The organism is Paraburkholderia dipogonis (assembly GCF_046027395.1).
Taxonomy (GTDB): domain Bacteria; phylum Pseudomonadota; class Gammaproteobacteria; order Burkholderiales; family Burkholderiaceae; genus Paraburkholderia; species Paraburkholderia dipogonis_A.
Genome location: NZ_JAQQEG010000034.1, coordinates 1 through 24,123 on the forward strand (window position 1 = coordinate 1; position 24,123 = coordinate 24,123).

The following is a 24,123-nucleotide window of genomic DNA, read 5'->3' on the forward strand; positions in this document are numbered from 1 at the left end:
TGGCGTTGGCGTTGGCGTTGGCGTTGGCGTTGGCGTTGGCGTCATGAGGAGCGCTCCGGGCGCTCCGCGTGAATTGGGTGCCCGGTGATCCGCTGGGTTGGATGCCGGCGTGCCGCAGCAGTCGTAGGCATTTCAGGCGGCAGCCAGCGTGATGCGCGTGATGTATCACGTCGACTCGTCGATGCGGACCGATACGTTCTGGGTGCCGCAACACAAGTTGAACCTGCATCCCGGCGAGCCCGTGATGAAGCTGACGTTCGACGCCGGTCAGATCTTTTCCGGCGACGTATCGGGTTCTTTCGTGCCGACGCCTTCGTTCAAATTCACGCCTGCGAAGGCGTCTTGACGCGGCATTGAACTGAACCGCGTCCGTCACGCAGCTTGAGTGGTTCGCGCGATGAGCGCTTGCACGGCGCGCAGGTCGGCCGCCGAAGCCGGTGAAAACACGACCATGCTCAGGCCGTCGCCGCCATCCACGGCGAAGGCCGAATACTCGAGCGTGATCGGCCCGGCTTGCGAGTGGCGCAGACGCTTCATTCCAATCCAATGGCTGCGCACGTCGTTCTCTGCCCAGAGGCGGCGAAAGTCCGCGCTGCTCGCCTGCAATTCGGCCGCAAGCGCCGCGGCTTCCGCAGACCCGCCGATGCGCGCGATATCGATGCGAAAGACGGCGAGCGCGGCACGCGCGCTTTCCTCCCAGTCCGGCTGGCTTTCTCGCACCGCCGGACCGCCGAACAGACGCCTGAGCACGTTGCGCTCGCGCGCCGGCACAGCTGCATAGTCGCCGAGTACCGCGACCGCGGCCTCGTTCCAGGCCACGACATCCCACGTCGGCGTCTTCACGATGGCGGGACTGCTGGGCATGCCGTCCAGTACGCGCTGCAAGGCCGGCGTGACTTGCGGCGGCGCAAACGGGCTGAGCGGCGGCGGCCGCTGCTGGGCCAGCAGGAACAGCATCTCGCGACCCGCGGCGCCGAGTTCCAGTGCGCGGACGAGCCGCTCCAGCACCTCGTTCGACGGCAGGCCGCCACGCCCCTGCTCCAGCCACGTGTACCACGCGACGCTCACGTTCGCCCGTGCCGCCACTTCTTCGCGCCGCAAACCCGGTGTACGACGCCGGCTCGGCGCGTCCGGCCCCGGTTGCAAACGCGAACGGCGGTCGCGCAGGAAGCTGCCCAATGAAGTGCATGCGGCACCGAGCGGATCAGGCAGAGTGTTGACGGGCATCGGGGATCTCGACAATTCGCGGGTTCGTCGGAATGCGTGGATTTGCGGCGGGGCCGCTGTCGCTACTCTAGCGCGAATGGGTACCTCGATACTGCGGGCCGCGCGTTAGCCTGTTCTCCACGCGCGGCAACTCAGTACTCGACGAGAATAGTCACGCGACGGTTCGCGGCGCGCGCCGCCGCGTCATTGCCGATGATCAAGGGGAAATTGTCGGCCCGGCCGATCGCCGCCATTCTGTGCGCTTCGACGCCTTTGTCCGCGAAGAAGCGAACCACCGCGCCGGCCCGTGCAGAAGACAGCTCCCAATTGGATTCGTATTTCGCCGTCGAGATGGGCGCGTTGTCCGTATGCCCTTCCACGAGAATGTTGTTCTTCGACTTGTCACGCAGCACGCCGGCAATCTGATTCAACACGCCGAGTGATTCCGGCAATAAACGCGCGTCGCCCGAATTGAACAGAATTTTTGCGTTGATGGCGATTTCCACGCCGTGAGCCGCGTTCGAAATCGTAATCTGGCGATTGTCCTGAAGTGGCTCCAACAGAGAAAGAAGCCGCTTCTTCGAGACATCCGGCGTAGCGGACGTCGCCTCGGTCACCACGTGGCGCTCCAGCGCCTTGATTTCGAGCTCCCTCGTTTTTGCCAACTGCAGCACATACAGCGCGAGGAATAACACCATCAGCGTGGTGATGAGGTCGGCGTAGGAGATCAGCCAGCGCCCGGACTGCTCCTCGCCCTCGTCGGCGGCATCGTAGCCGGTCTTGTCCGCCGTGAGGCGCTTGTTACCCGAGGAGGTGTTCATACCCGAAAGTCCGCGTCCGAAATTACGTGTGATGGGTCCCGGTCCGCTCGTTATCAGCGCGACCGGAACCGGCTAGCCCAGCAACTCGGCCGATCTTTCACGCACGTCGCCCGCGAGCCGTGTCTCGATGGTGTGAGGCGACTCCTTGCGTGAGATCGCGAGCAAGCCGTCGAGATATAAACGCCTGAAGCGCAACTCGCTATCCACTTGCGCCCTGATCTTTCCGTACAACGGCAGAAAGACCAGATTCGCCAACGCAAGGCCATATAGCGTCGCGACGAACGCCACCGCGATACCTTGCCCGAGTTGCGCGGGTTCGAGCATATGCCCGGTCACCTGAATCAGACCAAGCACGGCGCCCAGAATGCCGAACGTCGGCGCGTAACCGCCTGCCTGTTGCCAGATCCGCGCGGCCGCCATGTGATTGCGCTCATACGCATCCAGTTCCCGTTGCAAGGCGTCTTCGAGCACAGCCGTCGATACGCCGTTTGCCAGCAACTCCAAACCTCGCTTGGCAAACGGATTGATGCCGCCCGCCTCGATCGACTCGAACACCAGCATGCCGTTCAGCTTGGCCTGATCGCCCCATTCGAGCAGGACGGACAGGCTCTCCCGATCGACCTGCCGCGCCTTCACAAAAGCCAGGCGCAGTTGCTTGACGCCGTCGTAAAACCTCGCCCAGGTGTTCTGAATCATCACCGCACCGAGGGTGCCGCCCAGAACGATGACGAATGCCTCCAACTGAAACAGCGAAGTAAAGTGCCCGCCCTCGAGCGAAAAACCCGCGACGATCGCCGTCACGCCGAATACCGCGCCAAATAGCGTCAAAAGATCCATATGTCCTCTCGAATGGCCGCCCGCGCCTTCGAACCTCGAAGTCCACACTGCCTGCCGTTTGCGTGTTGCGCGTCAGGCCAGATTCGACAGCGGCGCAACCGTGGCCGCTGGAGCTTTGATCGCTCGCACGGTCTCGAGAAAGCGTTCTTCGATCTCGGCAATTTCGAGCGGATCGATCTTGATCTCACGACGCATGACCCAAGAGACTTCTTTCTTTCTCGCCTCCGTCATCACCGAGAGCAGGCGCTCGGCGATCGGTTGGCCTGTCACGGCGGAAAGCAGCTTCGCGAGGTCGTATGTGTCGAATGTGCTGACCGCTTCGAACAAGGTTCGTTGGTCGACAAACTCCAGATCGTCGAGCGACTTCAGCTCGCTCAAACCACGAGTATTGCGGCGCGAAAAATAGCTGATGCCCTTTTCTTCGACGTAGTTCAGCACCTTGGTCTTGCGAAAAGCGAAGATGTCTTCTGCGATTTCAGCGTGGGACAGCTTGTTGAGAATCACCTTCTTCTCGACGCCGATCAAGGCTTCCAGATCGTCCAGTTCGATCAGTTCCAACTCGCTGCTGATAGAGAGATCGAGATCGTGGTCCGCCACCTGTTGGGCGCGCTCGGTGATTCGCACCGGATCGAACGTGACCAGTTGCCGGCTCGTCGCGCCGTCCTGCGCGGAATAGCGCGCCGATGTGCTGCTCGTGCGATCGGACCGGCCCGGTTCGAGCGAGACGAGATTGAGTTTCTCCATCCGTTTGAGCATGGCCATCACATGCGGACGCGAATGGCCGGCAATGGCATGGCACTTCCTGATCACTTCGGGCAGAGGTACCGAGAATTCCTCGCCTTGCGCGCGGCGCATGCGGCCGTCCGGTCTGTCGGCGTTCTCGCCGCCCGCCATCAACGAAAGGACATGCGCGTACGACACGACGCCCGGCAGAAAGTCAGCGTGCGTATTGGTAGCGAGGACATCGTCCTTCTTTTTCACCCGCCGGATCAGCGTGCGTACGATATGGCGAAGCAACGGCGAGACGCGCTCGAGTTCTTCCTCCACCACGTTCGCCGCGATGACGGTCAATTGACAGAAGCTCAGCGCCTTCGCGGTGTGCGCTCGTGGTTCGGGCGGCAACAAAGCCGCCTCGCCGAAAAACTCGCCTTTGCCTAGCGTGGCGAGAATCACTTTCTTCTCGTCGCATTGGGTGGAGATTTCGACTTTGCCATCCGCAATGACGTAGACGACGGCGTCGCCCGCGAAGCCTTCGGAATAGATGACTTCGCCCGGAGCCGCTGTACGCGACCATGGCGATCGTTGGTGATTCAAGATGATTCCCCCGAAGAGCTATTTCCTCGTCCAGCGCTCGCCGTACTGAAGGCTCGCGCGTGCCCGATGGTCCACATAATTTGACTGGATAACGACATGCAAAACGCAAAGCTTTAATAAACGTAATCGTCAGACCTAACAGCGCAAACGTTTGGGAGCCTTACTGGATAAGGCTTTGCTCGATGCGGCTTTTTTCATTCCGTGACAGAACCGCCCGCAGTTGACACGCCGCACGTTCAGGAAAATGTAAGACTCAATCTTTTTGCCACGATCGCGAAAAAATTTGGAATAAGCGGAAACCCGCGGTGTTTGCCCCTACATGACAGCGACGAACGCTGCACGGTAGTGATGAAACAGGCATGTACGCGCTGCTCCCGTTGCAAGCGGGTCATGTTGGTGGACGAGCAAAGACGTAGCTTCACTTAATTCGCAAGGCATCTTCAATCTTTTACTAGTTAGGTATCCAAATGAAAAGCAAACTTTCCATCATTCTCTCGCTGATCGTTCTCGCTTCGGCAGGCTTCGCTACCCAAGCCTCGGCGAAGGAACATATGCACACTAACACGCAGCAGTGTGTCGGCCCCGCAGGTTTCTGCACCCCGTACTTCGGCAGCTAAATCAGCACACTTTTCCCGGCAATCGTTGCCTCTCAACTCATCGCATTTACAAAGGATTTTTATCATGAAAAAAGCTCTTGTTTGTTTCGCTCTCGCCGTCGGCACGTTGGCCGCTCCTGTTCTGAGCTTCGCACAATCGAATGCCCCTGTGACACGCGCCGAAGTGCGTGCCGATCTGGTGCGCCTCGAACAGGCGGGCTACAACCCTTCGCTCGGGGACGATGCTAACTACCCGGCCGCCATTCAGGCAGCCGAAGCAAAGGTCGCCGCGCAAAAACCCTCGCAAACGACGCAGTCGTCGTACGGCGGCGTGGCACAGAACGGCAGTTCGTCGTCCGGCATGCGCAAGCATGCGTCGACCGATTCCAGCTGCGTCGGCCCCGTCAGCTTCTGCAACGTCTTCTTCGGCAGCTGAATGATACGCATCGGGAATCCTGTTTCGCCCTTTATATCAACAGGATTCCTACTTTTCACAAGCCATTCGAAATTTTTCAAGAATAATTTCTTACTTATGAACCGGAGTTTGTCATGAAAGTTTTGCCTCTCGTCGCCACGGCCTTGTCGTTGTCTGCCGCCCTTTTCGCCTCGACTGCCGCGATGGCGCAAGACGCCAAACCGCAGAACGCGCCGGTCCACAACATCGTTCTCGTCCACGGCGCCTGGGTGGACGGCTCGGGCTGGAAACCGGTCTATGACAAACTGACCAAAGACGGTTATCACGTCACCATCGTGCAGGAACCGCTGACTTCGCTCGACGACGACGTCGCCGCGACCAAACGGGTGCTCGATCAGCAGAACGGCCCGACGATTCTCGTGGCTCACAGCTACGGCGGCTCGGTCATCACCGAAGCTGGCGTGCATCCCAACGTGGTGGGCCTGGTGTACGTGGCCGCGCACGCACCGGCCGTCGGCGAAGATGAAAGCGACCTTGGTAAAGGCATGCCGAGCTACACGTCAAAGCAGCCGGGCGCGATCATGAAGACCGGCGACGGGTATACCTACCTGAGTCCCGCGGACTTCCCCAAGGATTTCGCTGCGGATTTGCCGCTCAAGCAAGCGCAGTTCGAATCGCACGCGCAAATCCTGACGGCCGCAAAAGTCTTCTCGGCGCCGATGACGGTCGCCGCATGGACGACCAAGCCGAGCTGGGGCATCGTAGCGGCCGACGACAAGATCATCAACCCTGATCTCGAACGCTGGTATTACGCACGCGCACATAGCCATACGACGGTGATCCCGGGCGCGAGCCACTCGGTCTACGAATCGCGGCCGAAGGAAGTGACCGCTGTCATCGAGGACGCGGCGAAGCACGCGCAGTCTTGAACTGGCGTGCCGAGGCGTCCTGCCCGCCGGCGCGCCATCACCACCGGCAACTACTGCGCGCTGGCAGGCGTCGCATTCGCAACAGACTCGCCCTTCATCTTGCGAACCGCATCGGCCGCGGAAGGCGCGAGGTTCTGCCCGGCCAGCGACGCGTCGAACGCTTCGCGGCGCGCCTGCTTCGCCTGCTCGTAGTCGGCGTCCAGTTCAGCGATACGGCGGTCGTACCAGCTCTTCACGCAAGCCTGATCGGTACAGTTGTGCTGGCGCCAGAGCCATTGATGCGTACGCGCCGCTTCAAGCGCCGCCGTGTCGAGCGTGGTGTCTTTCGCGCGGTGCCAGGCGGCGGCGAGACGATCGTCGAGCGCCGACAGTGCCGGATCTTTACAGACGATCTTTTCCGACGCGGACGACCTGCTCGTGCACTTGAAGCTTGCCGCGGACGCGTCCACGGCAAGCGTGGCGCCTGCGACCAGCATGCCGATCGACAGCAGTGCGGACGGCATCGCGAAGCGTTGAAGGGTGCGGGAGAAAACGGTGTTCAAGGTGGACATACCGGGCCTCTGTTCAGGGAAGTAACCAGGCTCAGGCGTGGCGAGACTATGTCGCGGCCTGCTGCCATGCAATCAGGGATTGCGATAGCCGTGACAGCAGGATAGCGCCCGCGAGATGGCGCGATGGCGGGAGAACACGCCGTGATTCAAAAGTGCTTACACGATATTTCCACGCAGCGCCGATGGCATCGATCAAAGCAGCGACTGCGAAAGTTATGCAATCCAATCTATTTTTCTTATCGCGCGGACCGGCACACGCGACGGATCTGCTCCACGTATTGCCTCGCCGAACCGTGTGATACCCCGCCCTACCTCATCGATTCTGCGACGCTTTCCAATTAATGAAACACTCCAGATTGCGTCTGCAATTCGCTGCAACGGCCAGAAAGATTCGGATAGCTGTCAGCGGCAGATCCATTGTCGCGCTCATGGGCGCCGCGCTGATTGCGATGCTCGGCATGCCGATCAGGGGGCAATAACTGGAGCAGTTATCGTAAGGTTCCGACTCACTGGGACAACAACTGAGGTCAGACAGGCTTTACTGAACTCACTACGCTCCTGCTATCCGCACCTCTCGCAAGGCAATGCGGTTAGCAGGAGTTTCAGCAACAAAAAAAGCCCGCTTTCGCGGGCAACCCTTCTCAACACGACACACACCCCCTTCAACCCTTCGTCGCCCCAAACGTCAATCCGGCGACAAAATGCTTCTGCATCGCAAAGAACATCGCCACTGACGGCAATGCCGCGAGAATCGATCCCGCGGAAACGAGATTCCAAGCCGTGGTCCACTGGCCTTTCAATGCGGCCACGCCCACGGTAATCGGCGCAGCATCGTCGCCCTGCGTCAGACATAGCGCCCAGAAGTAGTCGTTCCACACAAACGTGAACACGAGAATCGCCAATGCTGCGAGCGCCGGCCGGATCAATGGCAGCACGATCTTGAAGAACACCGTCCATTCATTCGCGCCTTCGATGCGCGCCGCCTCGACCAGTTCGAACGGCAACTGCTTGATGAAGTTACGCAGAAACAGCGCGCAAAATCCCGTCTGAAACGACACATGAAACAGAATCAACGCGCTGACGGTATTGAACAGACCGAGCTGCAACGACAAATCCCGCACCGGAATCATCAGCACTTGCACCGGCACGAAATTCCCCGCCACGAACGTCGCGAACAAAGTCGAATTGCCACGGAACCGGTAGATCGCCAGAGCGAAGCCGGCCATCGCCGCCAATGCAATCGAGCCCACCACGGCAGGCACCGTGATCAACACACTGTTCCAGAAGTAATGCAACATCGGCGACGTGGTCAGCGCCTCGCGATAGTTATCGAACATCGCGAAGTGCTTCGGCCATCCCCAATAGTTGCCCTCGCTCAACTCTTCCGTCGAACGCACGGACGTGACGAGCACCGCGATCATCGGCAGCAGCCAGATCAGCAGCGCGACAGGCAACGTCAGTTTGTACATGCGCCGAGTGGCCGGCTTCCATTTGTCGATGGGAATCGGAAACATGGTCGGCTCCTTATTGCTCGGCGCGCAGCATCCGCCGCAAGTGATAAACGATGTACACCAGCATGATGGCGAACAGCACGACCGCCACCGCCGCCGAATAGCCGATGCGGTAATACTTGATCGCCTGGTCGTACATGTAATACGCCAACACGGTCGAGCTTTCGAATGGACCGCCGCTCGTCATCACCGAGATCAGATCGAAACTGCGCAGCGCGCCGATGATGGTCACGACGATCGCCATGAACGTGGTCGGCCGCAGTTGCGGCAGGATCACATGCCACAGCATCGACCAGCCGCGCGCGCCTTCCATGCGCGCGGCCTCGATCTGTTCGGCGTTCAGCGACGTCAAGCCGGTCAGATAAAGAATCATGCAATAGGCGGTTTGCGGCCACAGCGCCGCGAACACGATGCCGAACGTCGCATAACGCGGGTCGCCGAGCACCGGCACGCCGTGGCCGAGAATCATCGCGAGCAGGCCGAAGGTCGGGTCGTAGAACCACGAGAAGATCAAACCGACCACCACGCCCGACAACACGAAGGGCGCGAAGAACAGCGATTTGACGATACGGATGCCGGCCACCGCCTGATTCAGATACAACGCGACGGCGAGTCCCATCGGCGGCGCGAGCAGGAACAGCAGCAGCCAGATGAGGTTGTTCTTGAGCGCCGTGTAGAACGTCTGCGCATGGAACAACTCCACGTAGTTCGCAAGGCCGACGAACGACGGTTCGCTCATCCCATCCCAATTGAAAAAGCTCAGGCGGATGGTCGACAGGATCGGCCACACCACATAGATGGCCACCATCACGCAGGCCGGCGCGAGGAACAGGAAAGCGGCCCGCCGCTGCCGGCGCGCAGTGGGCGACGGACGGCGCCGCCGAACAGCGTCAGGCTTGCCGCGGTGCAAGGCGCCGCCCGGCGCGGGCAAGCCCGGACCGCCGGGTTCAGCGGGACCGCCGACAGTGTGACGGGTGACGGAATGCGACACGATCATTCTCCAGATCCGATGCAACGGAAGGCGGCCTCACAGCCGCCACCGCTCACTTCTTGTAGATCCGCTTGCGCGTCTGCTCGAGTTGCGCGAGCACGTCGTCGAGCTTCGTGGGGTCGGAGATGAACTGCTGCATCCCCTTCATGCCTTCGTCGGCCATTTCCTTGGTCATGTCGCGATCATAGAACTGCGCGATGCCGCCCTTGGTGTTCGCAAGAATCTGGAAGCCGATCTTGGAGATCGGATCTTCCGGTTCCGGCGACTTGCTGTTCGCCGACAGCGAGCCGAGCCCGGTTGCCAGCTTCGCGCCGATTTCCGGTGTCTCGACGAACGCGAGGAACGTGTGTGCGTCCGCCTTGTTTTTCGCCTTCGACGGAATATGCAGCGACTCCACCGGACCGTCTTCGGCGGTCGGCACCTTCGCGTCGATGATCGGGAACTGGAAGTAGCCCATTTCCGGCTTCACATTCGGCGGAAAACCGGCGGTAATGAACGTGCCCATCAGCATCATCGCGGCCTTGCCCTGGAACAGGAACGGTTGCACCGAATCAAGATCGTAGGAAAGCGAGTTGTCGATGAAATAGCCCGCGTCGATCAATTGCTTCCACGTCGTGTAGACCTTCTTCACGCGCGGATCGGTGTATGGAATCTCGCCCGCCATCAGCTTCTGATGGAATGCGTTGCCGTTCAGGCGCAGATCGAGATAATCGAACCAGCCGGCAAGCGTCCATGCGTCGCGACCCGCCACGGCGATCGGTGTAATACCGGCAGCCTTCAGCTTCTTGCAGTCTTCGAGAAACTGATCCCATGTTTTCGGCTCGCCGCTAATGCCGACCTTCTGGAACAGGTCCTTGCGATAGAACATGCCCCACGAGTAGTACACGGTCGGCGCGGCATACTGCTTGCCCTTATACGACGATGCTTCCTTGGTCGACGCATACATGTCGTTCCAGCCGTTCTTTGCCCAGTCGCCGCTCAGGTCTTCGAACAGGCCGCGCTGGGCGTAATAGGCCATCCGTTCGCCGTCATGCCAGTTGACGATATCGGGCGCGACGGTGGTCAGCCAGCCGGGCAATTGCACCTTGTACGCTTCTTCATCGACGAACGACACCTTCACGTCGATGCCGGGATGCGCCTTCTTGAAGTCGTCGACAACAGACTGCCAGACCGCCCGCTGGCTCGCGCCCTTGAACGCGATATTGGCCGTAAGCGTACCCGCCTGGGCCGTGCTGACGGCCGACGTCCCCGCAGCCGCGGCGGCCAGCGCGAGTGCCAACAGAATCTTGCGTGGTTTCATTTTCATGTTGCCTGTCTCCTTGATTCCTTGATTTTGCGTCGTTGTCGTTACTGCATGGAATTTCGTTGGACACTACGTCGGTGCATCAACTCGTCATTGCGTTCGATAGACGGCCACGCCCTGCGGTTCGATTGCGTGTGAGCCGATCACGAAGGCGTCGTCGGCTACATCGGTGAGCGTGTGCGTCGCGTCGCCGTAGTTGAACACGTAGGTCAGCGCGCCGCGACGGCTCACGCGAACGCTATCGCCGAGCGGCATCGTTGCCACACCCGCCTCTTGCACGATCCGCTCGAACACGCGCACCGTAAGCGCATCATCGAACAGACTTGCGAGGTAGTGGAACGCGCCGCTTCGCACATACGCGGGATGGCCGTCCGCGAATCGCGCGCGCACGTCGAGCGAATCCGCCGCGTCGCTTTCGATGAAATCACGCCAGTGACGCCCAAAGCCGTCTGCTTCACTCGTGCTGGCGTTGTCCGACAGCCGCACCGCTTCGGTCACATTCGGCCGCATCGATTCGACGCGCCACACGCGCAGCGGCAACGCCGAGGTAAGCGCACCAGGCGGCAGATTCGCGGGAATCTGCAAATCGGCGGTCTTCGATCCCGTGCGCGGCCCGAGCACAACCTGCGCACCCGAACTCGCCAGACGCTCTGCAAAATCTGCCGGCACGACCGGCAAGGGCGGCACGACGATCAGGCTGTAGCCATCGAGCGGCGCATCGACCGGCACGATATCCACGTCGAGGCCGAGCGCACGCAATGCCGAGTAATACTCGAAGGCGAAGCGCGGATAATGAAAATCCGCACCCTGCGGATGAATCTCGAACAGCCACTTCGCCTCGTAGTCGTAGACGAGCGCGACTTTCGAACGGATCGCAGCATTAGCGTCGGCGTTCGCGGCGAGCACCGTGCGAATCTCGGCGGCTACTTGCGTCGCCTCGTTGCCGCCCACGTCGAGCCGGTTATCGGGCGTGTTCAGTCCCGCATGCATCTGTTCCTGCGCGAACGGCGCCTGACGCCAGCGGAAGTACGACACGCAGCCGGCGCCGTGCGCGAACGCCTCCCAACTCCACAGCCGCACCATGCCCGGCAACGGCGCCGGATTCCACTGCGCCCAGTTCACCGGACCCGGCTGCTGCTCCATCACCCAGAACGGCAGCTTCGACATGCCACGATAGACATCGTGATTGAACGACGCGAAATCAGGATGCCCGCTGCGCAGCCAACGCGCCTTCACGTCCGGCGCGAACCATTGCTCTTCGAGCGCGCCGAGCGGATAGCTGTCCCACGTCGCCACGTCGAGATCGGCGGCGACCTTGTAGTGATCGAACTCGGTAAAGAGCTGCATGAAGTTGTGCGCGACCGGCCGCCCCGGCGAATGCGCGCGGATGATCTCGACCTGCATGCGGTTATAGCGCGCCACCTCGTCGGACGCGAAGCGCCGGTAGTCGAGGCGATGCGAAGGATGCGCTTCCGTCACGGTGGCCACCGGTGCGTCGATCTCGTCGAAACTGCGGTACTCCATGCTCCAGAACACCGTGCCCCACGCGCGGTTCAGTGCGTCGATGCTGTGATAGCGCGCTTTGAGCCACTCGCGAAAGCGCCCCACCGCCGCCGGCGAATAACTGACTACCGTGTGATGGCAGCCGAACTCGTTGTCGGTTTGCCAGTAAGCGACAGCCGGATGCTTGCCGTAGCGCTCGGCCACCGCCGTGCAAATCCGCTGCGACGCTACGAAATACGACGGCGACGAGAAGTCGTAATGACGCCGCGAGCCGAACGCACGAGGACGCCCATCCGCGCCGACCGGCAGAATGTCGGGATGGCGGTCGATCAGCCACTTGGGTGGCGTCGCCGTCGGCGTGCACATCACCACCTGCAGGCCAGCCGCGCCCAGCACATCGATCGAGCGATCGAGCCAGCCCCAATCGTATTCGCCCGGCGTCGGCTCGATCCGGCTCCAGGCAAATTCGGCGATTCGCACCTGTTCGATGCCGAGGGCTTTCATCCGGCGAGCGTCGTCTTCCCACATCGACTCCGGCCAGTGTTCCGGGTAATAACAGACTCCAAGGCGCATCCGAATGTCCTCTATGCGTAGTGTTCGACGGATTCGAGCGAAGCGGCGGCAAAGCCGTCTTCGGTAAACAAATGGCAGGCGGGACGGGGCACGCCCAAGCTCGCGCGCTCGCCGGGCGCGAGGCGTGTATTGCCCGGCGCTTTGGCGATCAGCGCGGCGCCGCCGGGCTGATCGAGGTGGACATAGCTGTGTTCGCCAAGCTGTTCGACGAGCGACACGATGCGCGTCAGCACGGCGTTGTCAGGCGTGACGAAGGACGGATCGACAAATTCCAGGTGTTCAGGGCGCACGCCGAGCGTGACCGTTTGCGAGGTTTGCAAGCCCGCGCCGTTCACCGGCACGCGCACGGTTTCTTCTGTGTGATCGAGCGTGACGCTCACGCCTTGCGCATCGACCGAGGCCACCCGTCCCGGCAGAAAATTCATCCGCGGCGAGCCGATGAAACCCGCGACGAAACGGCTCTTCGGACGGTGGTACAACTCGAGCGGCGCGCCGATCTGCGCGATGCTGCCGTAGCGCTCGGTGTCCTTGCCGGCATGCAGCAGCACGATCTTGTCGGCGAGCGTCATCGCTTCGATCTGATCGTGCGTCACGTACACCACGCTGGCCTTGGCGAACTGCTTGTGCAGCCGCGCGATTTCGATGCGGGTCTGGCCACGCAGCGTGGCGTCGAGATTGGAAAGCGGCTCGTCGAACAGAAACACGCCGGGCTCGCGCACGATGGCGCGGCCGATCGCCACGCGCTGCCGCTGCCCGCCCGACAACGCCTTGGGCTTGCGCTCGAGCAACGCTTCCAGTTGCAGAATGCGCGCGGCCTCCCGCACCTTGCGGTCGATTTCATCCTTCGGGGTTTTTGCGAGCTTCAGGCCGAACGCCATGTTCTCGAACACGCTCATATGCGGAAACAGCGCGTAGCTCTGGAACACCATCGCCACGCCGCGTTGCGCGGCCGGCACGTCGTTCATGAGTTGCCCGCCGATCGACAGGTCGCCGTCGCTGAGGTCTTCGAGGCCGGCGATCATGCGCAGCAGGGTGGACTTGCCGCAGCCGGACGGACCGAGAAACACGCAGAACTCGTTTTCGCCGATCTCGAGATCGACGTCGCGGATCACCAGCGCGCCGTCGCCATACGCCTTCTGCACGCCTCTTAACGAAATGCTCGCCATCGCATCGACTCCGTGATTTAATCGGCTCGAAGACGGAGATTAAGCGCTTAATCAGCAGGGCCGAAAAAAATCGATCGCTTGCGATCGTTGGGCCTTGCCTGTCTCCGATATCGTTTTGTCTGTGCGACAGATGGTGCCGCGCCTTGGCTCGTGATGCAAATGCCGGGCAGGCATCCCAAATACTGAAAACACCATGACCACACTCAGCGAAGTCGCGCTTCATGCCGGCGTCACCCCGGCCACGGTGTCCAACGTGCTGCGCGATCGCGGCCGAGTCGGCGCGACCACTCGACAACGCGTGCTCGAGGCCGTCGAAGCACTCGGCTACCGCCCGCATCTGGCCGCCCGCGCCCTCGCCGAAGGTCGCGCCCCGACGCTCGCGCTGATGGTGTCGAGCATCGCCAATCCGTTCTATCCGGAGTTCGCGCTCGCCGTCGAACGCGCGGCGCGCACCAGCGGCCATTTCGTGATCATCTGCAATACGAACGAAGATCCGCTGACTGGCCGCGCGTATCTCGACCAGATCGCCGGCACGCTCTCCGAAGGCGTGCTCGTGACGAATGCGAACCTCGATTTCGCCGACCTTCACACGACCGAGTCGCGCGGCACACCGGTCGTGCTGTGCATGTGGGAGCGGCCAAACGAACCGCCGGGTCTGCCGTGCGTCGCGGTCGATTTCCGGCGCGCGGGCGAGCTGGCCGGCGCGCATTTGCTGGAGCTTGGCCATCGGCGGATCGGCGCGATTGTCGGCAGCAAAGCGTCGGGCATCCACGCGGCGCGCTACGAAGGTTTCGTCGATGCGCTGCGCGCCGGAGGCGCGCCGAAGGGCCGCGTGAAACATGGAGCCGACACGATTCAGGGCGGCTACGAAGCCGCACGCGCGCTGCTCGAAACCGATCCGAAGCTCACAGCGATCTTCGCGACCAACGACCTGCCCGCGCTCGGCGCGATGCATGCCGCCGCCGACCTCGGCCTGAACGTGCCGGCGGATCTGTCCGTGATCGGCATCACCGACATCCAGCTCGCGCGCGAGTCGCGCCCCGCGTTGACCACGGTCGCCGTACCGACGGTCGAAGTCGCCGGACTCGCGGTATCGCTGTTGCGCGAGCTGATCGAGTCGTCGTATGGACAGGCGGATCGCGACGCGGCCAGCGTGCCGATGCGGATTGCCTCGCCGCCCGAACTGGTTGTACGCGCATCCACCGGCGCGCCGCGTTCGCGGTGATGTGGCCGTAACGGCATCGCGGACCGCCGACGAACGCTTCGGCTCGCTCGAAAACAGCACGGTGCTGCGCGACCTCGCCGCGCAACTCGAACCAGGCGGCAAGCGCTCGCGCTGCGCAGGTAAGTCCGTTCTCCGAAGACATCGCGGTGACCGCGGTGACCGCGAGGTCCGCGCACTTCAGGATTCGCTGAATACCCTAGCGACGCAAACCATTCGCCGTCGATAGACCCAATTAGCCTTCAATTTACTTTCACTCGAGCCAGGACTTTCCCCAAGCCCGAGCGGCCGATCTCGCACCGCACCACTCCTCCAGGCCACGCCACATAAGGCGCACAGCCTTCCGCCGAGTTTTCACCCGCCATCTCCCATTCCGATGAATTCCTTGACGCGCGTCGACGCGCCTGCTGTACTAAATCAACCAAAGTGATTTAGGCGGCGCGAATCAACCCGAGTCCAGGTCGATTCGAACCACCTTCATCCCGCATCAGGCAGCAAACCAGGTTGTCGAGCGCGCAGCGTTCGCGCAGACATCCGCCAGCAGTCCACAACGTCGTTGCCAAAAACCGGAGGAGCGTCCCATGAATCTGAATTCCCGCAGGCTTCCTGTCGCCAGGAAAATCGTGTCGATGTGCGTTGCGGCATCGGCGGTATGGTGTGCGAGCGCGAGCCAGGCGGCGGACCAGCCTGTCGTCGGCCTCATCACCAAGACCGACACCAACCCGTTCTTCGTGAAGATGAAACAGGGCGCCGAAGCGGCCGCCTCGAAAGACGGCGCGAAGCTGATCACCGCCGCCGGCAAGTTCGACGGCGATAACGCAAGCCAGGTCACCGCCATCGAAAACATGATGACGGCCGGCGCGAAAGCGATTCTGATCACGCCGAGCGACACCAAGGCGATCGTGCCGAGCATCAAGAAAGCCCGCGCCGCCGGCGTGATGGTGGTCGCGCTCGACACGCCGACCGATCCGCAGGACGCCACCGACGCCCTCTTCGCCACCGACAACTTCAAGGCCGGCGTGCTGATCGGCAAGTACGCGAAAGCCGCGCTCAACGGCAAGCCCGCGAAGATCGCCACACTCGACCTCGCGCCCGGCGTCTCGGTCGGCGTGCTGCGTCATAACGGCTTCCTGGAAGGCTTCGGCGTGAAGGAAGGCGATCCCTCAGTGGTCTGCAGCCAGGACACGCGCGGCGATCAGGCCAAGGGCCAGACGGCGATGGAAAACTGCCTGCAGAAGTCCCCCGACATCAACGTGGTCTACACGATCAACGAACCGGCCGCGGCGGGCGCTTACCGCGCGCTCAAGGCGGCGGGCAAGGACAAGAGCGTGATGATCGTCTCGATCGACGGCGGCTGTGAAGGCGTGCGCAACGTCAAGGCCGGCGCCATCGCCGCGACCTCGCAGCAATATCCGTTGAAGATGGCCTCGCTTGGCGTGACGGCCGGCGTCGAGTACGCGAAGACCGGCAAGAAGGTGTCCGGCTATCAAGATACCGGCGTGACGCTGATCACTGACAAAGCGATGTCCGGCATCGACAGCAAGGACACCAGGTTCGGCCTCGACAACTGCTGGGGCAACAAGTAACACGTACTGAGTAGAGCGGCCCGCTTCGCCGGGCCGCCATCGGATTTGCCGCGTGGCGGGAACGCCACGCTCATGCATCGAGGTCATCCATCATGTCGACTCCTTCCGCGCCCGCCGGCCACTCGCGTTCGTTCGCCGAGCGCATGCCATCGCTTGCCGAAGTCGGGCCACTCATCGCACTGGTGCTGGCTTGCGGCTTCTTCATTTCGCAAAGCAACCGCTTCCTGTCGTTCCAGAACCTCTCGCTGATCCTGCAGCAAACCATGGTGGTCGCGGTCATCGCCATCGGCCAGACGCTGATCGTGCTGACCGGCGGCATCGACCTGTCGTGCGGCATGGTGATGGCGTTCGGCTCGATCATCATGACCAAATTCGCGGTCACGCTCGGCGTGCCGCCGGCCCTCGCGATTCTCTGCGGGGTTGGCGCGAGCACGCTGTTCGGCGCGCTCAACGGCGTGCTGATCACGCGCATCAAACTACCCGCCTTCATCGTCACGTTGGGTACGTTGAATATCGCGTTCGCACTCACGCAGATCTATTCGAACGCCGAGAGCGTGTCGAACCTGCCGGACGCGATCATGTTCTTCGGCAACACGTTCAAGCTCGGCCCTGCTGATGTTACGTATGGCACCGTGCTCACCTTGCTGATGTATCTCGCCACATGGTTCGTGTTGCGCGACACCGTGCCGGGCCGGCACCTGTACGCGCTCGGCAACAATCCCGAAGCCGCGCGCCTGATGGGCTTGTCGTCGCAGAAGATCCTGCTGACCGTGTATTCGCTGGCCGGCGCGATCTATGGCATCGCCGCGCTGTTGTCCGTGTCGCGTACCGGCGTGGGTGATCCGCAGGCGGGCCAAACCGAGAATCTCGACAGTATTACCGCGGTGGTGCTCGGCGGCACGAGTCTGTTCGGCGGACGCGGCTCGATTGTCGGCACGCTGCTCGGCGCGTTGATCGTCGGCGTGTTCCGCAATGGTTTGACTCTGATCGGCGTCTCTTCGGTCTACCAGGTGTTGATCACCGGCATGCTGGTGATTCTCGCGGTGGCCGCGGACAAACTTTCCCATCGTCGCGGTTAAGTACACAACCGCACTATCGTGCATGGGGCCCGAGTAAGCGCTGAAGCGCCAACTCGGGCCGACAGGAGCCCGTCATGTCGACACCTACTTCCGCTTCCGCTGCGATGCCCGTTCTGCAGGCGCGTGGCCTCATCAAACGCTATGGCAACGTGACCGCGCTCGACGGTTGCGATTTCGAAGTGCTACCCGGCGAAATCATGGCCGTGATCGGCGATAACGGCGCGGGAAAATCGTCGTTGATCAAGGCGCTGTCCGGCGCCACGGTGCCGGACGAAGGCGAGATTCTGCTCGACGGCAAGCCGGTCAAATTTCGCAGCCCGCTGGATGCCCGCGCGCAAGGCATCGAGACGGTGTATCAGGAACTCGCGGTGGCGCCGGCCATGAGCATCGCCGAAAACCTGTTCCTTGCACGCGAACTGCTGAAACCGGGCTGGCGCGGCTCGATCTTCAAGATGATCGACAAACGCCGCATGCTGGACGAAGCGACCGCGCACATGAAGGACCTGCAGATCGGCATCCGTTCGATGCGCCAGGCCGTCGAAACGCTCTCGGGCGGCCAGCGCCAGGGCGTGGCCGTGGCGCGCAGCGCAGCGTTCGCGCGGCACGTGGTGATTCTCGACGAACCTACCGCCGCGCTCGGCGTGAAGGAAGGCAACATGGTGCTGGAACTGATCCGGCGCGTGCGCGATCGCGGCTTGCCGGTGATCCTGATCAGTCACAACATGCCGCACGTGTTCGAGATCGCGGACCGTATCCATATCCAGCGGCTCGGCCGGCGCGCGGCGCTCGTGAACAGGAAAGACATCCACATGTCGGAAGCCGTGGCGATCATGACGGGCGCAAAGGAAGCAGACGTCAAGGCGATTGCATGATGCCAGCATCCTGCTGAGCGGGCTCTCACCATGGAAACCACCGGCACCCGCTCGCCCCTCAAACGCACGGTCGGCTCGAATCAGGTCGGCATGCGGCAGTTCAACGAGCGCATCGTGTTGCAGGCGATCCGCTTGCATGGGCCGCTGCCGAAAGCCGACGTGGGCCGTCTTACGCGTCTTTCGATGCAGACGGTGTCGATGATCGTCGAGCGTCTCATCGACGACGGCCTGCTCGAAAAGCAGGCGCGCGTGCGCGGCAGGATCGGCCAGCCGTCGGTGCCGATCGCGTTGCGCGCGCAAGGCGCGTACACCATCGGCATCAAGGTGGGACGCCGCAGTCTCGATGTGCTGGCCATGGATTTCGCCGGCCACGTGGTACACCGCGATGTCTTCGACTACGCCTACCCGGATCCGCGCACGTTGTTTCCCGCGCTTGAAAGCAAGCTGGCGCGCGTGAATCAGACGCTCGGCGCGAAGGCCAGCCAGGTGGTCGGCGTGGGCGTCGCGGCGCCGTTGTGGCTCGGCGGCTGGCGAGACTTTCTCGGCGCGCCGCCCGATGCGCTGGAAGCGTGGCACGAGATCGATCTGCGCTCGCGCATCGCCGCCATGACGGGCCTGCCCGTCGAGTTCGCCAAAGACACCACGGCCGCCTGCGCCGCCGAACTCGTGATGGGCCAAGGGCGCGGCATCCACAACTTTCTGTATCTGTTCGTCGGCACGTTTATCGGCGGCGGTCTCGTCATCGACGGCCGTTTGCACGGCGGCCCGCACGACAACGCGGGCGCGGTCGGCTCGATTCCGTTGCGCGAAGGCGGCCCCCGTAAACCCGCGCGCCAGTTGCTGCACGCGGCGTCGGGCTTCGTCCTTGAAAAGCTATTGACCGATGCGGGCGCGCCGGCCGCGGCCGCGCACGATCATCGCGCGTTGTCGCCGGAAATGTGGCGGCACACCGAGCAATGGCTCGATAGCGCGTGCCCCGCGATCGCCAACGCGCTGACCAATGCGGCCGCGTTGCTCGATCTCGACGCGATCGTGATCGACGGCGAACTCGACCGGCAACTGGTGCGGGAAATCATTCGACGTACCGAGCGCGTGCTCGACCGCTTCGAGTGGGAAGGCATGGTGCGCCCACAATTGCTGGAAGGCGCGATCGGCGCCGATGCGCGTGCGATGGGCGGCGCGATTCTGCCGCTCTACGCGCATTTCGCACCGGTGCATGAGCTCTTTCTGAAGCCGGCGGCGGAGACGGTTTATTAGACGCTGCCGGTGCGGTTCATCAACACCAACACCGGCACGCTTCACCCCATCCTCATTGCGCGGCAACCTTCGTAACGGAAGCCGTCTTCACAGGCGGATCATTCAGCAACGGCTGCAACACCGGCGCCAGCGACTTCAGCAACTGCACCGACAGCGCGCTCGTGAATTCGTAATGCGCGGCATAGGGTTCATGCACCCACGCAGTCAAGGTGCCGTAGAAGCGGTCGCCCATCGCGAACACGAAGGTCGCACTGCGGTTCACCTTACGCGACTCGATGAGCCGCGCGCCTTTGGCGAACACATTGAAGCGCTGATCGCCGGTGCCCGTCTTGCCGTACACCTCGAGCGTCTGGCCATCGGGGAACGTCATGCCTTGCGCGAGACGCTTCGCCGTGCCGCCGGTCACGACATCGCGCAACAGCACTTTGACGACGCTCGCGATTTCCGGCGACAACTGCTGCTCCGGCGCAACCGCCGCGCGCTTGAAGTGCGTTTCGTAAGGCGTGTCTTTCGCGAAGTCGAGTTGCGTGAGGCTTTCGGTCGGCACCTTGTTGCCGTTGTTGGCGATCACGCCGATCAGTTGCGCGAGCGCTGCCGGCCGGTCGCCCGACGCGCCGATTGCCGCGGCATACGAAGGCGTGAGCGTCGCGAACGGATAACCGAGCGCCTGCCATGATTTACCGATCGCATCGTAGGCACGCAATTCGACCATCCGTTTGATGCGGCGGTCCTGCGTCGCGTGATAGCGCGTCTTGAAGAGCCACGAGTACGTCGACAGACGCACGTCGCGGCTCGCGTTCTGGATCTGGTCGAGCGTGGCGTCGGGATGCTCGCGCAGATAGTTGAGCGTCCACAGTTCCAGCGGATGCACGCTCGAGATATAACCGCGATCGTTCAGATTGAAGCGGTCGATTGCGTATTTGGCATACAGGTTTGCCAGGTCTTCGTCGTCCAGCACGGAGGCGGCAGGTGTGTTTTTCAGCGCCGCGCGCATCCTGGCGTTGAACCACGCATTCGACTCGTCCGGCGCGACGCTGCGCAACACCGTCGCCACTTTGGGCGGCGATTTACGCACACCGAGCAGCAGTAGCGCCAAGGCCTGATCGGGCGTCTTGCCGTGATACTTCGTGTAGAAACGATTCATGTACACGCGGCTTTCCTGATCGGCGAAACGCGTCAGATACATCTTGCGGATCGCCGGATCGCCCAGCCATTGCGCCGACGGCCCGGTGGTCTGCACCATTTCGTAATGGACGATGTCGCGCATCAGCCGCACGAACACCAGATTCACCGAATGCTGGAACGCGCGATGCACGGTCAGGATGCGGCTGTTGTCGTCGGATTCGAAATTGTTGAAGGTCTGCGCTCCGCCGCCCGTGTAGAACGTTTCACCGGGACTGGCCGAGTATTTGCGCTCCACGGCCGCGTCGAGCATGGCTTGCAGCGAACGGTCCGAAGTGTGCGTGAGATAGTCGAGCGCCCAGCGCGTGAGCTGGTCGTTCGGATCGTACTTGACGGCTTTCAGCTCCGCTGTGCTCAGCGGTGCATAACGCTTGTGCAGGTCGGAGACGATCTGCAAATACGTCACCACGGTACGCAGTTTCGCCGTCGAACCCAGATTCAGACGCGCGCCGGAATTGATGTCGAACGGCTGGTTGACGCTATCGGTTTGCACCCGCACGAGGTTGGCGCCGTCGCGCCGCTCGAACAGCGTGAAGCTATAGGCGATTCTCGACGGATCGTCCGACGCGCGCAGCATTTCAAAGCCGACCAGACCCGCGGCTTTCGCGCCGTCGCGCGTGGCAGCGGCGGCGAGCCGGTCGCTCACGGCCTGCTGAACGGCGTTGTTGAGCGTGCCTTTCGCCTGCAGATCGAGGCGGTCGAGTTCGTAGAAACTCGGCATGCCGAGCGCGGCCAGCAGATGCGAACGCATGGACGTCACCGCTTTGCGCGACACGAAGGAATCCGTACTGGCCGTCTTAACGGGCGCGCGGTGCAAATCCACCACCGCGGACAGCGCGGCATCGCGCAGCGGAATCGAAACGATCCCGCCGTTCGCCAGCAGCCGCAGATAACTGTCGGTCAGCCGTTCGAGTTCCTTATAGCCGTGATGCAGGAAATACGACGGCGCGCGTTGCGCGATCATCAGCGAAAGCACCTGGCGGAACGCCACGCCCTGCTCCGGCAGGTTCTGTTCGGTCGACGGCGCTGCAAGGATGCGGTTGACATCGTTGAAATCGCGGCCATACCAGGCGGCGAGACCGTCGCCGATACCGTTGATTTCGCCGATGCCCGGCTGCGCCGCGAGCGGAACCGAGTTGAGATAGTGGACGACGATCTGCCGGCGTGCCGGCATGGTTTGCGGGCCGTTCAGATAAGCGCGCACCGAAGCCGACGCGATCTGCCGCAATTTCTCCGGCGGCGTCGCCGTGCGGCCGCCCGCCGAGTGGCGGAATTTTTCGATCTGCGTGGCGAGCGTGCTGCCGCCGGGCTGCGACTGATGATGATTGAATACCCGCACGCCCTGGTCGGCCAATGCGCGGCTGAAGCGCCCCCAGTCGATTGCCGGATTGCGGTTCGGCTGGCTCGGATCGAGCAGATAACGGTCTTCGACAAACAGCAGCGAATTCACGACCAGCGGCGGAATCGCGTCGAAGTCGTCGTACACGCGGCCGGGATACTGCGCGGCGAAGAGCGGCGCGCCGGTGCCGTCGAAGAGTTGTAAGCCCGCCCGATCTTTTTCCTCGTAGGGCAGAAAGAGGCCGTTATCCGCCAGCGACAGCATCCGCTCGGAATCGCGCGCCTGGACGGTGATTTCGAAGCCGCGTTGCAGCAGGCGCTGCTGGAACGACGGCAGCAGCGCATAGCCCAGGCGGCTGTCGTAAGGGCCTGTGTCGGCCTGGGGAAAACGGATGGAATGGCTGGGACCGTCGGCGACGGAAAAGCCTACGTCGCGAGTCAATTCGGAGAGATAGTGCGCCTGCAATCGCGAGGTTTCGATCTCGTTCTGGCAAAAGCGTGCCGCCAATGCCAGCGCGAGCAAAAATGCCGCCACCAGCGCCCATTTGATCCACTTGCGGACAGACGTCGTGCCCGTCGCGCGAAACGGTAACCGAACCAGCGGCCGATTCATGGTGCTCTCCCCGAGCGGGCGCCGGTTTCTTCAGGCCCGGCGCACCTTCGAAGCAGTGTAGCGCGGAACGCGAAGTCGCAATCGGTTCGGATTTACCCGAGAGTGTCGCGGCTACAACACCCTTTCGCGAAGCATGGCGCGGCGCCGGTTGCCATGAGATATTGAGCGTCTTTCGCTTGATGAAAAACCGCCGCTTCAGGCGGTTTTTTGCTTTCTAGCCGCATGCGCAGGCAACCGGGCTTGCGCCTGCTCCGCCGGCTGCCCGCGCAGCAATTCGATGAACTGTTCCGCCGGTGGCGACAGCACGCCGCCCTTGCGCGTCACGATACCGAAAGTTTGCGAGGGCGATTTGAGCTTCACTGGCACGAGACGCAGCATCTTTTGCCGGACGAACAAGGCGGCGATCGCCGTCGGTAGTAACGAAACCAGGTTGTGACTGCTTTGCAGGAGCGCGACCGTCACGAACGTCGAGGCCGTCGAAACCGGGTTATCCGGCATCTCCAGACCGGCCAGATCCATCTCGCGCTCGAGCAGCGCATGCAGCGGCATATGCGACGGATACATCACCCAACGGTGGCCGGCCAGATCGCGCAGCTTCACCTCTTTCTTCGGCAATGGCGGATGGCCGTAGCCCACCACCACCGAGAGCGGCTCGTCGCCCAGCGGAAGATAGTGATATTTCGACGGATCCGCCGCCACCGCCGCGCGGCCGATCACCAGATCGAGCCGGCCGTCGTCGAGTTGCTGCAGCATGCGCGCGCTCGTATCTTCCACCACTTCGACGGAAAGATTCGGCTGGCCCGCATGCAGTTGATTCAGTGCCGGCACGACGCACTCCGGAATCGCCCCCATGATCGCGCCGATCGCGAGACGCCCGCCGCGCCCGGAACGTATCTCGGCGACGTCCTGGCACAGCGCGGTGAGATCGGTTGTCACGAGGCGCGCGTAGCGGATCACGCAGTGGCCGAGCTGGTTCGGGATCATGCCGCTTTTCGAGCGCTCGAAGAGCGGCGCCGCGAGCATCGACTCCAGTTCCTGCAAGGCCTTGCTGGCGGCCGACTGCGTCATCGACATCGCGCCGGCGGCTTTGTGCAGCGACTTCAGGTCGTCGAGCGCGATCAGCAATTGCAGTTGCTTGATGCGCAGTTTCGACAGCAGGACGTTCAGGGTGTCTTTCATGCGGGGTGAGTCGCAAAAGCGATCACAGGATGGAAACAATTCAATATACCTGCCGTGTTCAGCGCCGTATAGTCGGCTG

General features: G+C 62.3%; 21 protein-coding genes. 9 read left to right on the forward strand and 12 right to left on the reverse strand.

What is annotated here, in order from left to right; genetic code table 11:
- Nucleotides 1–148: 148 nt before the first annotated feature.
- Nucleotides 149–346, forward strand: coding sequence for a hypothetical protein (locus PQR32_RS29875; protein WP_408235547.1), 198 nt, complete (start codon nucleotides 149–151; stop codon nucleotides 344–346).
- A gap of 26 nt (nucleotides 347–372) precedes the next feature.
- On the opposite strand, the gene PQR32_RS29880 is transcribed toward PQR32_RS29875, so the two are convergent.
- The 4 genes from PQR32_RS29880 to PQR32_RS29895 form a co-directional block, all read right to left on the reverse strand.
- Entirely contained in the window at nucleotides 373–1,227 is an 855-nt protein-coding gene (locus PQR32_RS29880; protein WP_408235550.1) for a helix-turn-helix transcriptional regulator, read from the reverse strand.
- A gap of 131 nt (nucleotides 1,228–1,358) precedes the next feature.
- On the reverse strand, nucleotides 1,359–2,027 hold the full coding sequence (locus PQR32_RS29885; RefSeq protein WP_408235553.1) for an OmpA family protein: 669 nt from the start codon (nucleotides 2,025–2,027) through the stop codon (nucleotides 1,359–1,361).
- Nucleotides 2,028–2,099: 72 nt separating this feature from the next.
- Nucleotides 2,100–2,864: a flagellar motor protein gene (locus PQR32_RS29890; protein ID WP_408235556.1), complete on the reverse strand. Its 765-nt coding sequence runs from the start codon at nucleotides 2,862–2,864 to the stop codon at nucleotides 2,100–2,102.
- A gap of 72 nt (nucleotides 2,865–2,936) precedes the next feature.
- Nucleotides 2,937–4,178 carry a Crp/Fnr family transcriptional regulator gene (locus tag PQR32_RS29895; protein WP_408235559.1) on the reverse strand — a complete coding sequence of 414 codons (1,242 nt, stop codon included), beginning with the start codon at nucleotides 4,176–4,178 and terminating at the stop codon, nucleotides 2,937–2,939.
- Between the two features lie 467 nt (nucleotides 4,179–4,645).
- Between PQR32_RS29895 and PQR32_RS29900 the strand changes: the two genes are divergently transcribed.
- The 3 genes from PQR32_RS29900 to PQR32_RS29910 all read left to right on the forward strand — a co-directional run bounded on the left by PQR32_RS29900 (nucleotide 4,646) and on the right by PQR32_RS29910 (nucleotide 6,118).
- Nucleotides 4,646–4,795: a hypothetical protein gene (locus tag PQR32_RS29900; RefSeq protein ID WP_165923924.1), complete on the forward strand. Its 150-nt coding sequence runs from the start codon at nucleotides 4,646–4,648 to the stop codon at nucleotides 4,793–4,795.
- Nucleotides 4,796–4,859: 64 nt separating this feature from the next.
- On the forward strand, nucleotides 4,860–5,210 hold the full coding sequence (locus PQR32_RS29905; protein ID WP_408235562.1) for a DUF4148 domain-containing protein: 351 nt from the start codon (nucleotides 4,860–4,862) through the stop codon (nucleotides 5,208–5,210).
- A 113-nt stretch (nucleotides 5,211–5,323) separates the two neighbouring features.
- Entirely contained in the window at nucleotides 5,324–6,118 is a 795-nt protein-coding gene (locus PQR32_RS29910; protein WP_408235564.1) for an alpha/beta hydrolase, read from the forward strand.
- Between the two features lie 50 nt (nucleotides 6,119–6,168).
- On the opposite strand, the gene PQR32_RS29915 is transcribed toward PQR32_RS29910, so the two are convergent.
- The 6 genes from PQR32_RS29915 to PQR32_RS29940 all read right to left on the reverse strand — a co-directional run bounded on the left by PQR32_RS29915 (nucleotide 6,169) and on the right by PQR32_RS29940 (nucleotide 13,716).
- Entirely contained in the window at nucleotides 6,169–6,669 is a 501-nt protein-coding gene (locus tag PQR32_RS29915; RefSeq protein WP_408235567.1) for a lysozyme inhibitor LprI family protein, read from the reverse strand.
- A 662-nt stretch (nucleotides 6,670–7,331) separates the two neighbouring features.
- Nucleotides 7,332–8,183: a carbohydrate ABC transporter permease gene (locus tag PQR32_RS29920; RefSeq protein ID WP_012426475.1), complete on the reverse strand. Its 852-nt coding sequence runs from the start codon at nucleotides 8,181–8,183 to the stop codon at nucleotides 7,332–7,334.
- A gap of 10 nt (nucleotides 8,184–8,193) precedes the next feature.
- Nucleotides 8,194–9,177 carry a carbohydrate ABC transporter permease gene (locus PQR32_RS29925; RefSeq protein ID WP_408235571.1) on the reverse strand — a complete coding sequence of 328 codons (984 nt, stop codon included), beginning with the start codon at nucleotides 9,175–9,177 and terminating at the stop codon, nucleotides 8,194–8,196.
- 46 nt (nucleotides 9,178–9,223) lie between these two features.
- The gene (locus tag PQR32_RS29930) at nucleotides 9,224–10,477 is read right to left on the reverse strand and encodes an ABC transporter substrate-binding protein (RefSeq protein ID WP_408235574.1); all 1,254 of its coding nucleotides are present in this window, start codon (nucleotides 10,475–10,477) and stop codon (nucleotides 9,224–9,226) included.
- 87 nt (nucleotides 10,478–10,564) lie between these two features.
- The gene (locus PQR32_RS29935) at nucleotides 10,565–12,550 is read right to left on the reverse strand and encodes a beta-galactosidase (protein ID WP_408235577.1); all 1,986 of its coding nucleotides are present in this window, start codon (nucleotides 12,548–12,550) and stop codon (nucleotides 10,565–10,567) included.
- An 11-nt stretch (nucleotides 12,551–12,561) separates the two neighbouring features.
- The gene (locus PQR32_RS29940) at nucleotides 12,562–13,716 is read right to left on the reverse strand and encodes an ABC transporter ATP-binding protein (RefSeq protein ID WP_408235580.1); all 1,155 of its coding nucleotides are present in this window, start codon (nucleotides 13,714–13,716) and stop codon (nucleotides 12,562–12,564) included.
- 193 nt (nucleotides 13,717–13,909) lie between these two features.
- On the opposite strand from PQR32_RS29940, the gene PQR32_RS29945 reads away from it, so the two are divergent.
- The 5 genes from PQR32_RS29945 (at nucleotide 13,910) to PQR32_RS29965 (ending at nucleotide 19,732) form a co-directional block, all read left to right on the forward strand.
- The gene (locus PQR32_RS29945; RefSeq protein WP_408235583.1) at nucleotides 13,910–14,941 is read left to right on the forward strand and encodes a LacI family DNA-binding transcriptional regulator; all 1,032 of its coding nucleotides are present in this window, start codon (nucleotides 13,910–13,912) and stop codon (nucleotides 14,939–14,941) included.
- 578 nt (nucleotides 14,942–15,519) lie between these two features.
- Nucleotides 15,520–16,524, forward strand: a complete 1,005-nt coding sequence (locus tag PQR32_RS29950) for a sugar ABC transporter substrate-binding protein (protein WP_408235586.1) — start codon at nucleotides 15,520–15,522, stop codon at nucleotides 16,522–16,524.
- Between the two features lie 92 nt (nucleotides 16,525–16,616).
- Nucleotides 16,617–17,603: an ABC transporter permease gene (locus PQR32_RS29955; RefSeq protein WP_408235589.1), complete on the forward strand. Its 987-nt coding sequence runs from the start codon at nucleotides 16,617–16,619 to the stop codon at nucleotides 17,601–17,603.
- Between the two features lie 74 nt (nucleotides 17,604–17,677).
- Nucleotides 17,678–18,475, forward strand: coding sequence for an ATP-binding cassette domain-containing protein (locus PQR32_RS29960; protein WP_408235592.1), 798 nt, complete (start codon nucleotides 17,678–17,680; stop codon nucleotides 18,473–18,475).
- A gap of 30 nt (nucleotides 18,476–18,505) precedes the next feature.
- Complete coding sequence (locus PQR32_RS29965; protein WP_408235595.1) at nucleotides 18,506–19,732, forward strand: ROK family transcriptional regulator; 1,227 nt, start codon at nucleotides 18,506–18,508, stop codon at nucleotides 19,730–19,732.
- 52 nt (nucleotides 19,733–19,784) lie between these two features.
- On the opposite strand, the gene PQR32_RS29970 is transcribed toward PQR32_RS29965, so the two are convergent.
- Both PQR32_RS29970 and PQR32_RS29975 read right to left on the reverse strand, forming a co-directional pair.
- The gene (locus PQR32_RS29970) at nucleotides 19,785–22,865 is read right to left on the reverse strand and encodes a transglycosylase domain-containing protein (protein ID WP_408235598.1); all 3,081 of its coding nucleotides are present in this window, start codon (nucleotides 22,863–22,865) and stop codon (nucleotides 19,785–19,787) included.
- Between the two features lie 195 nt (nucleotides 22,866–23,060).
- Entirely contained in the window at nucleotides 23,061–24,044 is a 984-nt protein-coding gene (locus tag PQR32_RS29975; RefSeq protein ID WP_408235601.1) for a LysR family transcriptional regulator, read from the reverse strand.
- Nucleotides 24,045–24,123 lie beyond the last annotated feature (79 nt).

Bases quoted from the DNA above. Each gene is read 5' to 3' on its own strand.
- PQR32_RS29950 (WP_408235586.1), top strand. From the start codon at position 15,520: ATGAATCTGAATTCCCGCAGGCTTCCTGTCGCCAGGAAAATCGTGTCG.
- PQR32_RS29890 (WP_408235556.1), bottom strand. From the start codon at position 2,864: ATGGATCTTTTGACGCTATTTGGCGCGGTATTCGGCGTGACGGCGATC.
- PQR32_RS29960 (WP_408235592.1), top strand. From the start codon at position 17,678: ATGTCGACACCTACTTCCGCTTCCGCTGCGATGCCCGTTCTGCAGGCG.
- PQR32_RS29925 (WP_408235571.1), bottom strand. From the start codon at position 9,177: ATGATCGTGTCGCATTCCGTCACCCGTCACACTGTCGGCGGTCCCGCT.
- PQR32_RS29970 (WP_408235598.1), bottom strand. From the start codon at position 22,865: ATGAATCGGCCGCTGGTTCGGTTACCGTTTCGCGCGACGGGCACGACG.
- PQR32_RS29945 (WP_408235583.1), top strand. From the start codon at position 13,910: ATGACCACACTCAGCGAAGTCGCGCTTCATGCCGGCGTCACCCCGGCC.
- PQR32_RS29930 (WP_408235574.1), bottom strand. From the start codon at position 10,477: ATGAAAATGAAACCACGCAAGATTCTGTTGGCACTCGCGCTGGCCGCC.
- PQR32_RS29955 (WP_408235589.1), top strand. From the start codon at position 16,617: ATGTCGACTCCTTCCGCGCCCGCCGGCCACTCGCGTTCGTTCGCCGAG.
- PQR32_RS29965 (WP_408235595.1), top strand. From the start codon at position 18,506: ATGGAAACCACCGGCACCCGCTCGCCCCTCAAACGCACGGTCGGCTCG.
- PQR32_RS29880 (WP_408235550.1), bottom strand. From the start codon at position 1,227: ATGCCCGTCAACACTCTGCCTGATCCGCTCGGTGCCGCATGCACTTCA.
- PQR32_RS29885 (WP_408235553.1), bottom strand. From the start codon at position 2,027: ATGAACACCTCCTCGGGTAACAAGCGCCTCACGGCGGACAAGACCGGC.
- PQR32_RS29920 (WP_012426475.1), bottom strand. From the start codon at position 8,183: ATGTTTCCGATTCCCATCGACAAATGGAAGCCGGCCACTCGGCGCATG.
- PQR32_RS29975 (WP_408235601.1), bottom strand. From the start codon at position 24,044: ATGAAAGACACCCTGAACGTCCTGCTGTCGAAACTGCGCATCAAGCAA.
- PQR32_RS29935 (WP_408235577.1), bottom strand. From the start codon at position 12,550: ATGCGCCTTGGAGTCTGTTATTACCCGGAACACTGGCCGGAGTCGATG.
- PQR32_RS29905 (WP_408235562.1), top strand. From the start codon at position 4,860: ATGAAAAAAGCTCTTGTTTGTTTCGCTCTCGCCGTCGGCACGTTGGCC.
- PQR32_RS29910 (WP_408235564.1), top strand. From the start codon at position 5,324: ATGAAAGTTTTGCCTCTCGTCGCCACGGCCTTGTCGTTGTCTGCCGCC.
- PQR32_RS29900 (WP_165923924.1), top strand. From the start codon at position 4,646: ATGAAAAGCAAACTTTCCATCATTCTCTCGCTGATCGTTCTCGCTTCG.
- PQR32_RS29915 (WP_408235567.1), bottom strand. From the start codon at position 6,669: ATGTCCACCTTGAACACCGTTTTCTCCCGCACCCTTCAACGCTTCGCG.
- PQR32_RS29940 (WP_408235580.1), bottom strand. From the start codon at position 13,716: ATGGCGAGCATTTCGTTAAGAGGCGTGCAGAAGGCGTATGGCGACGGC.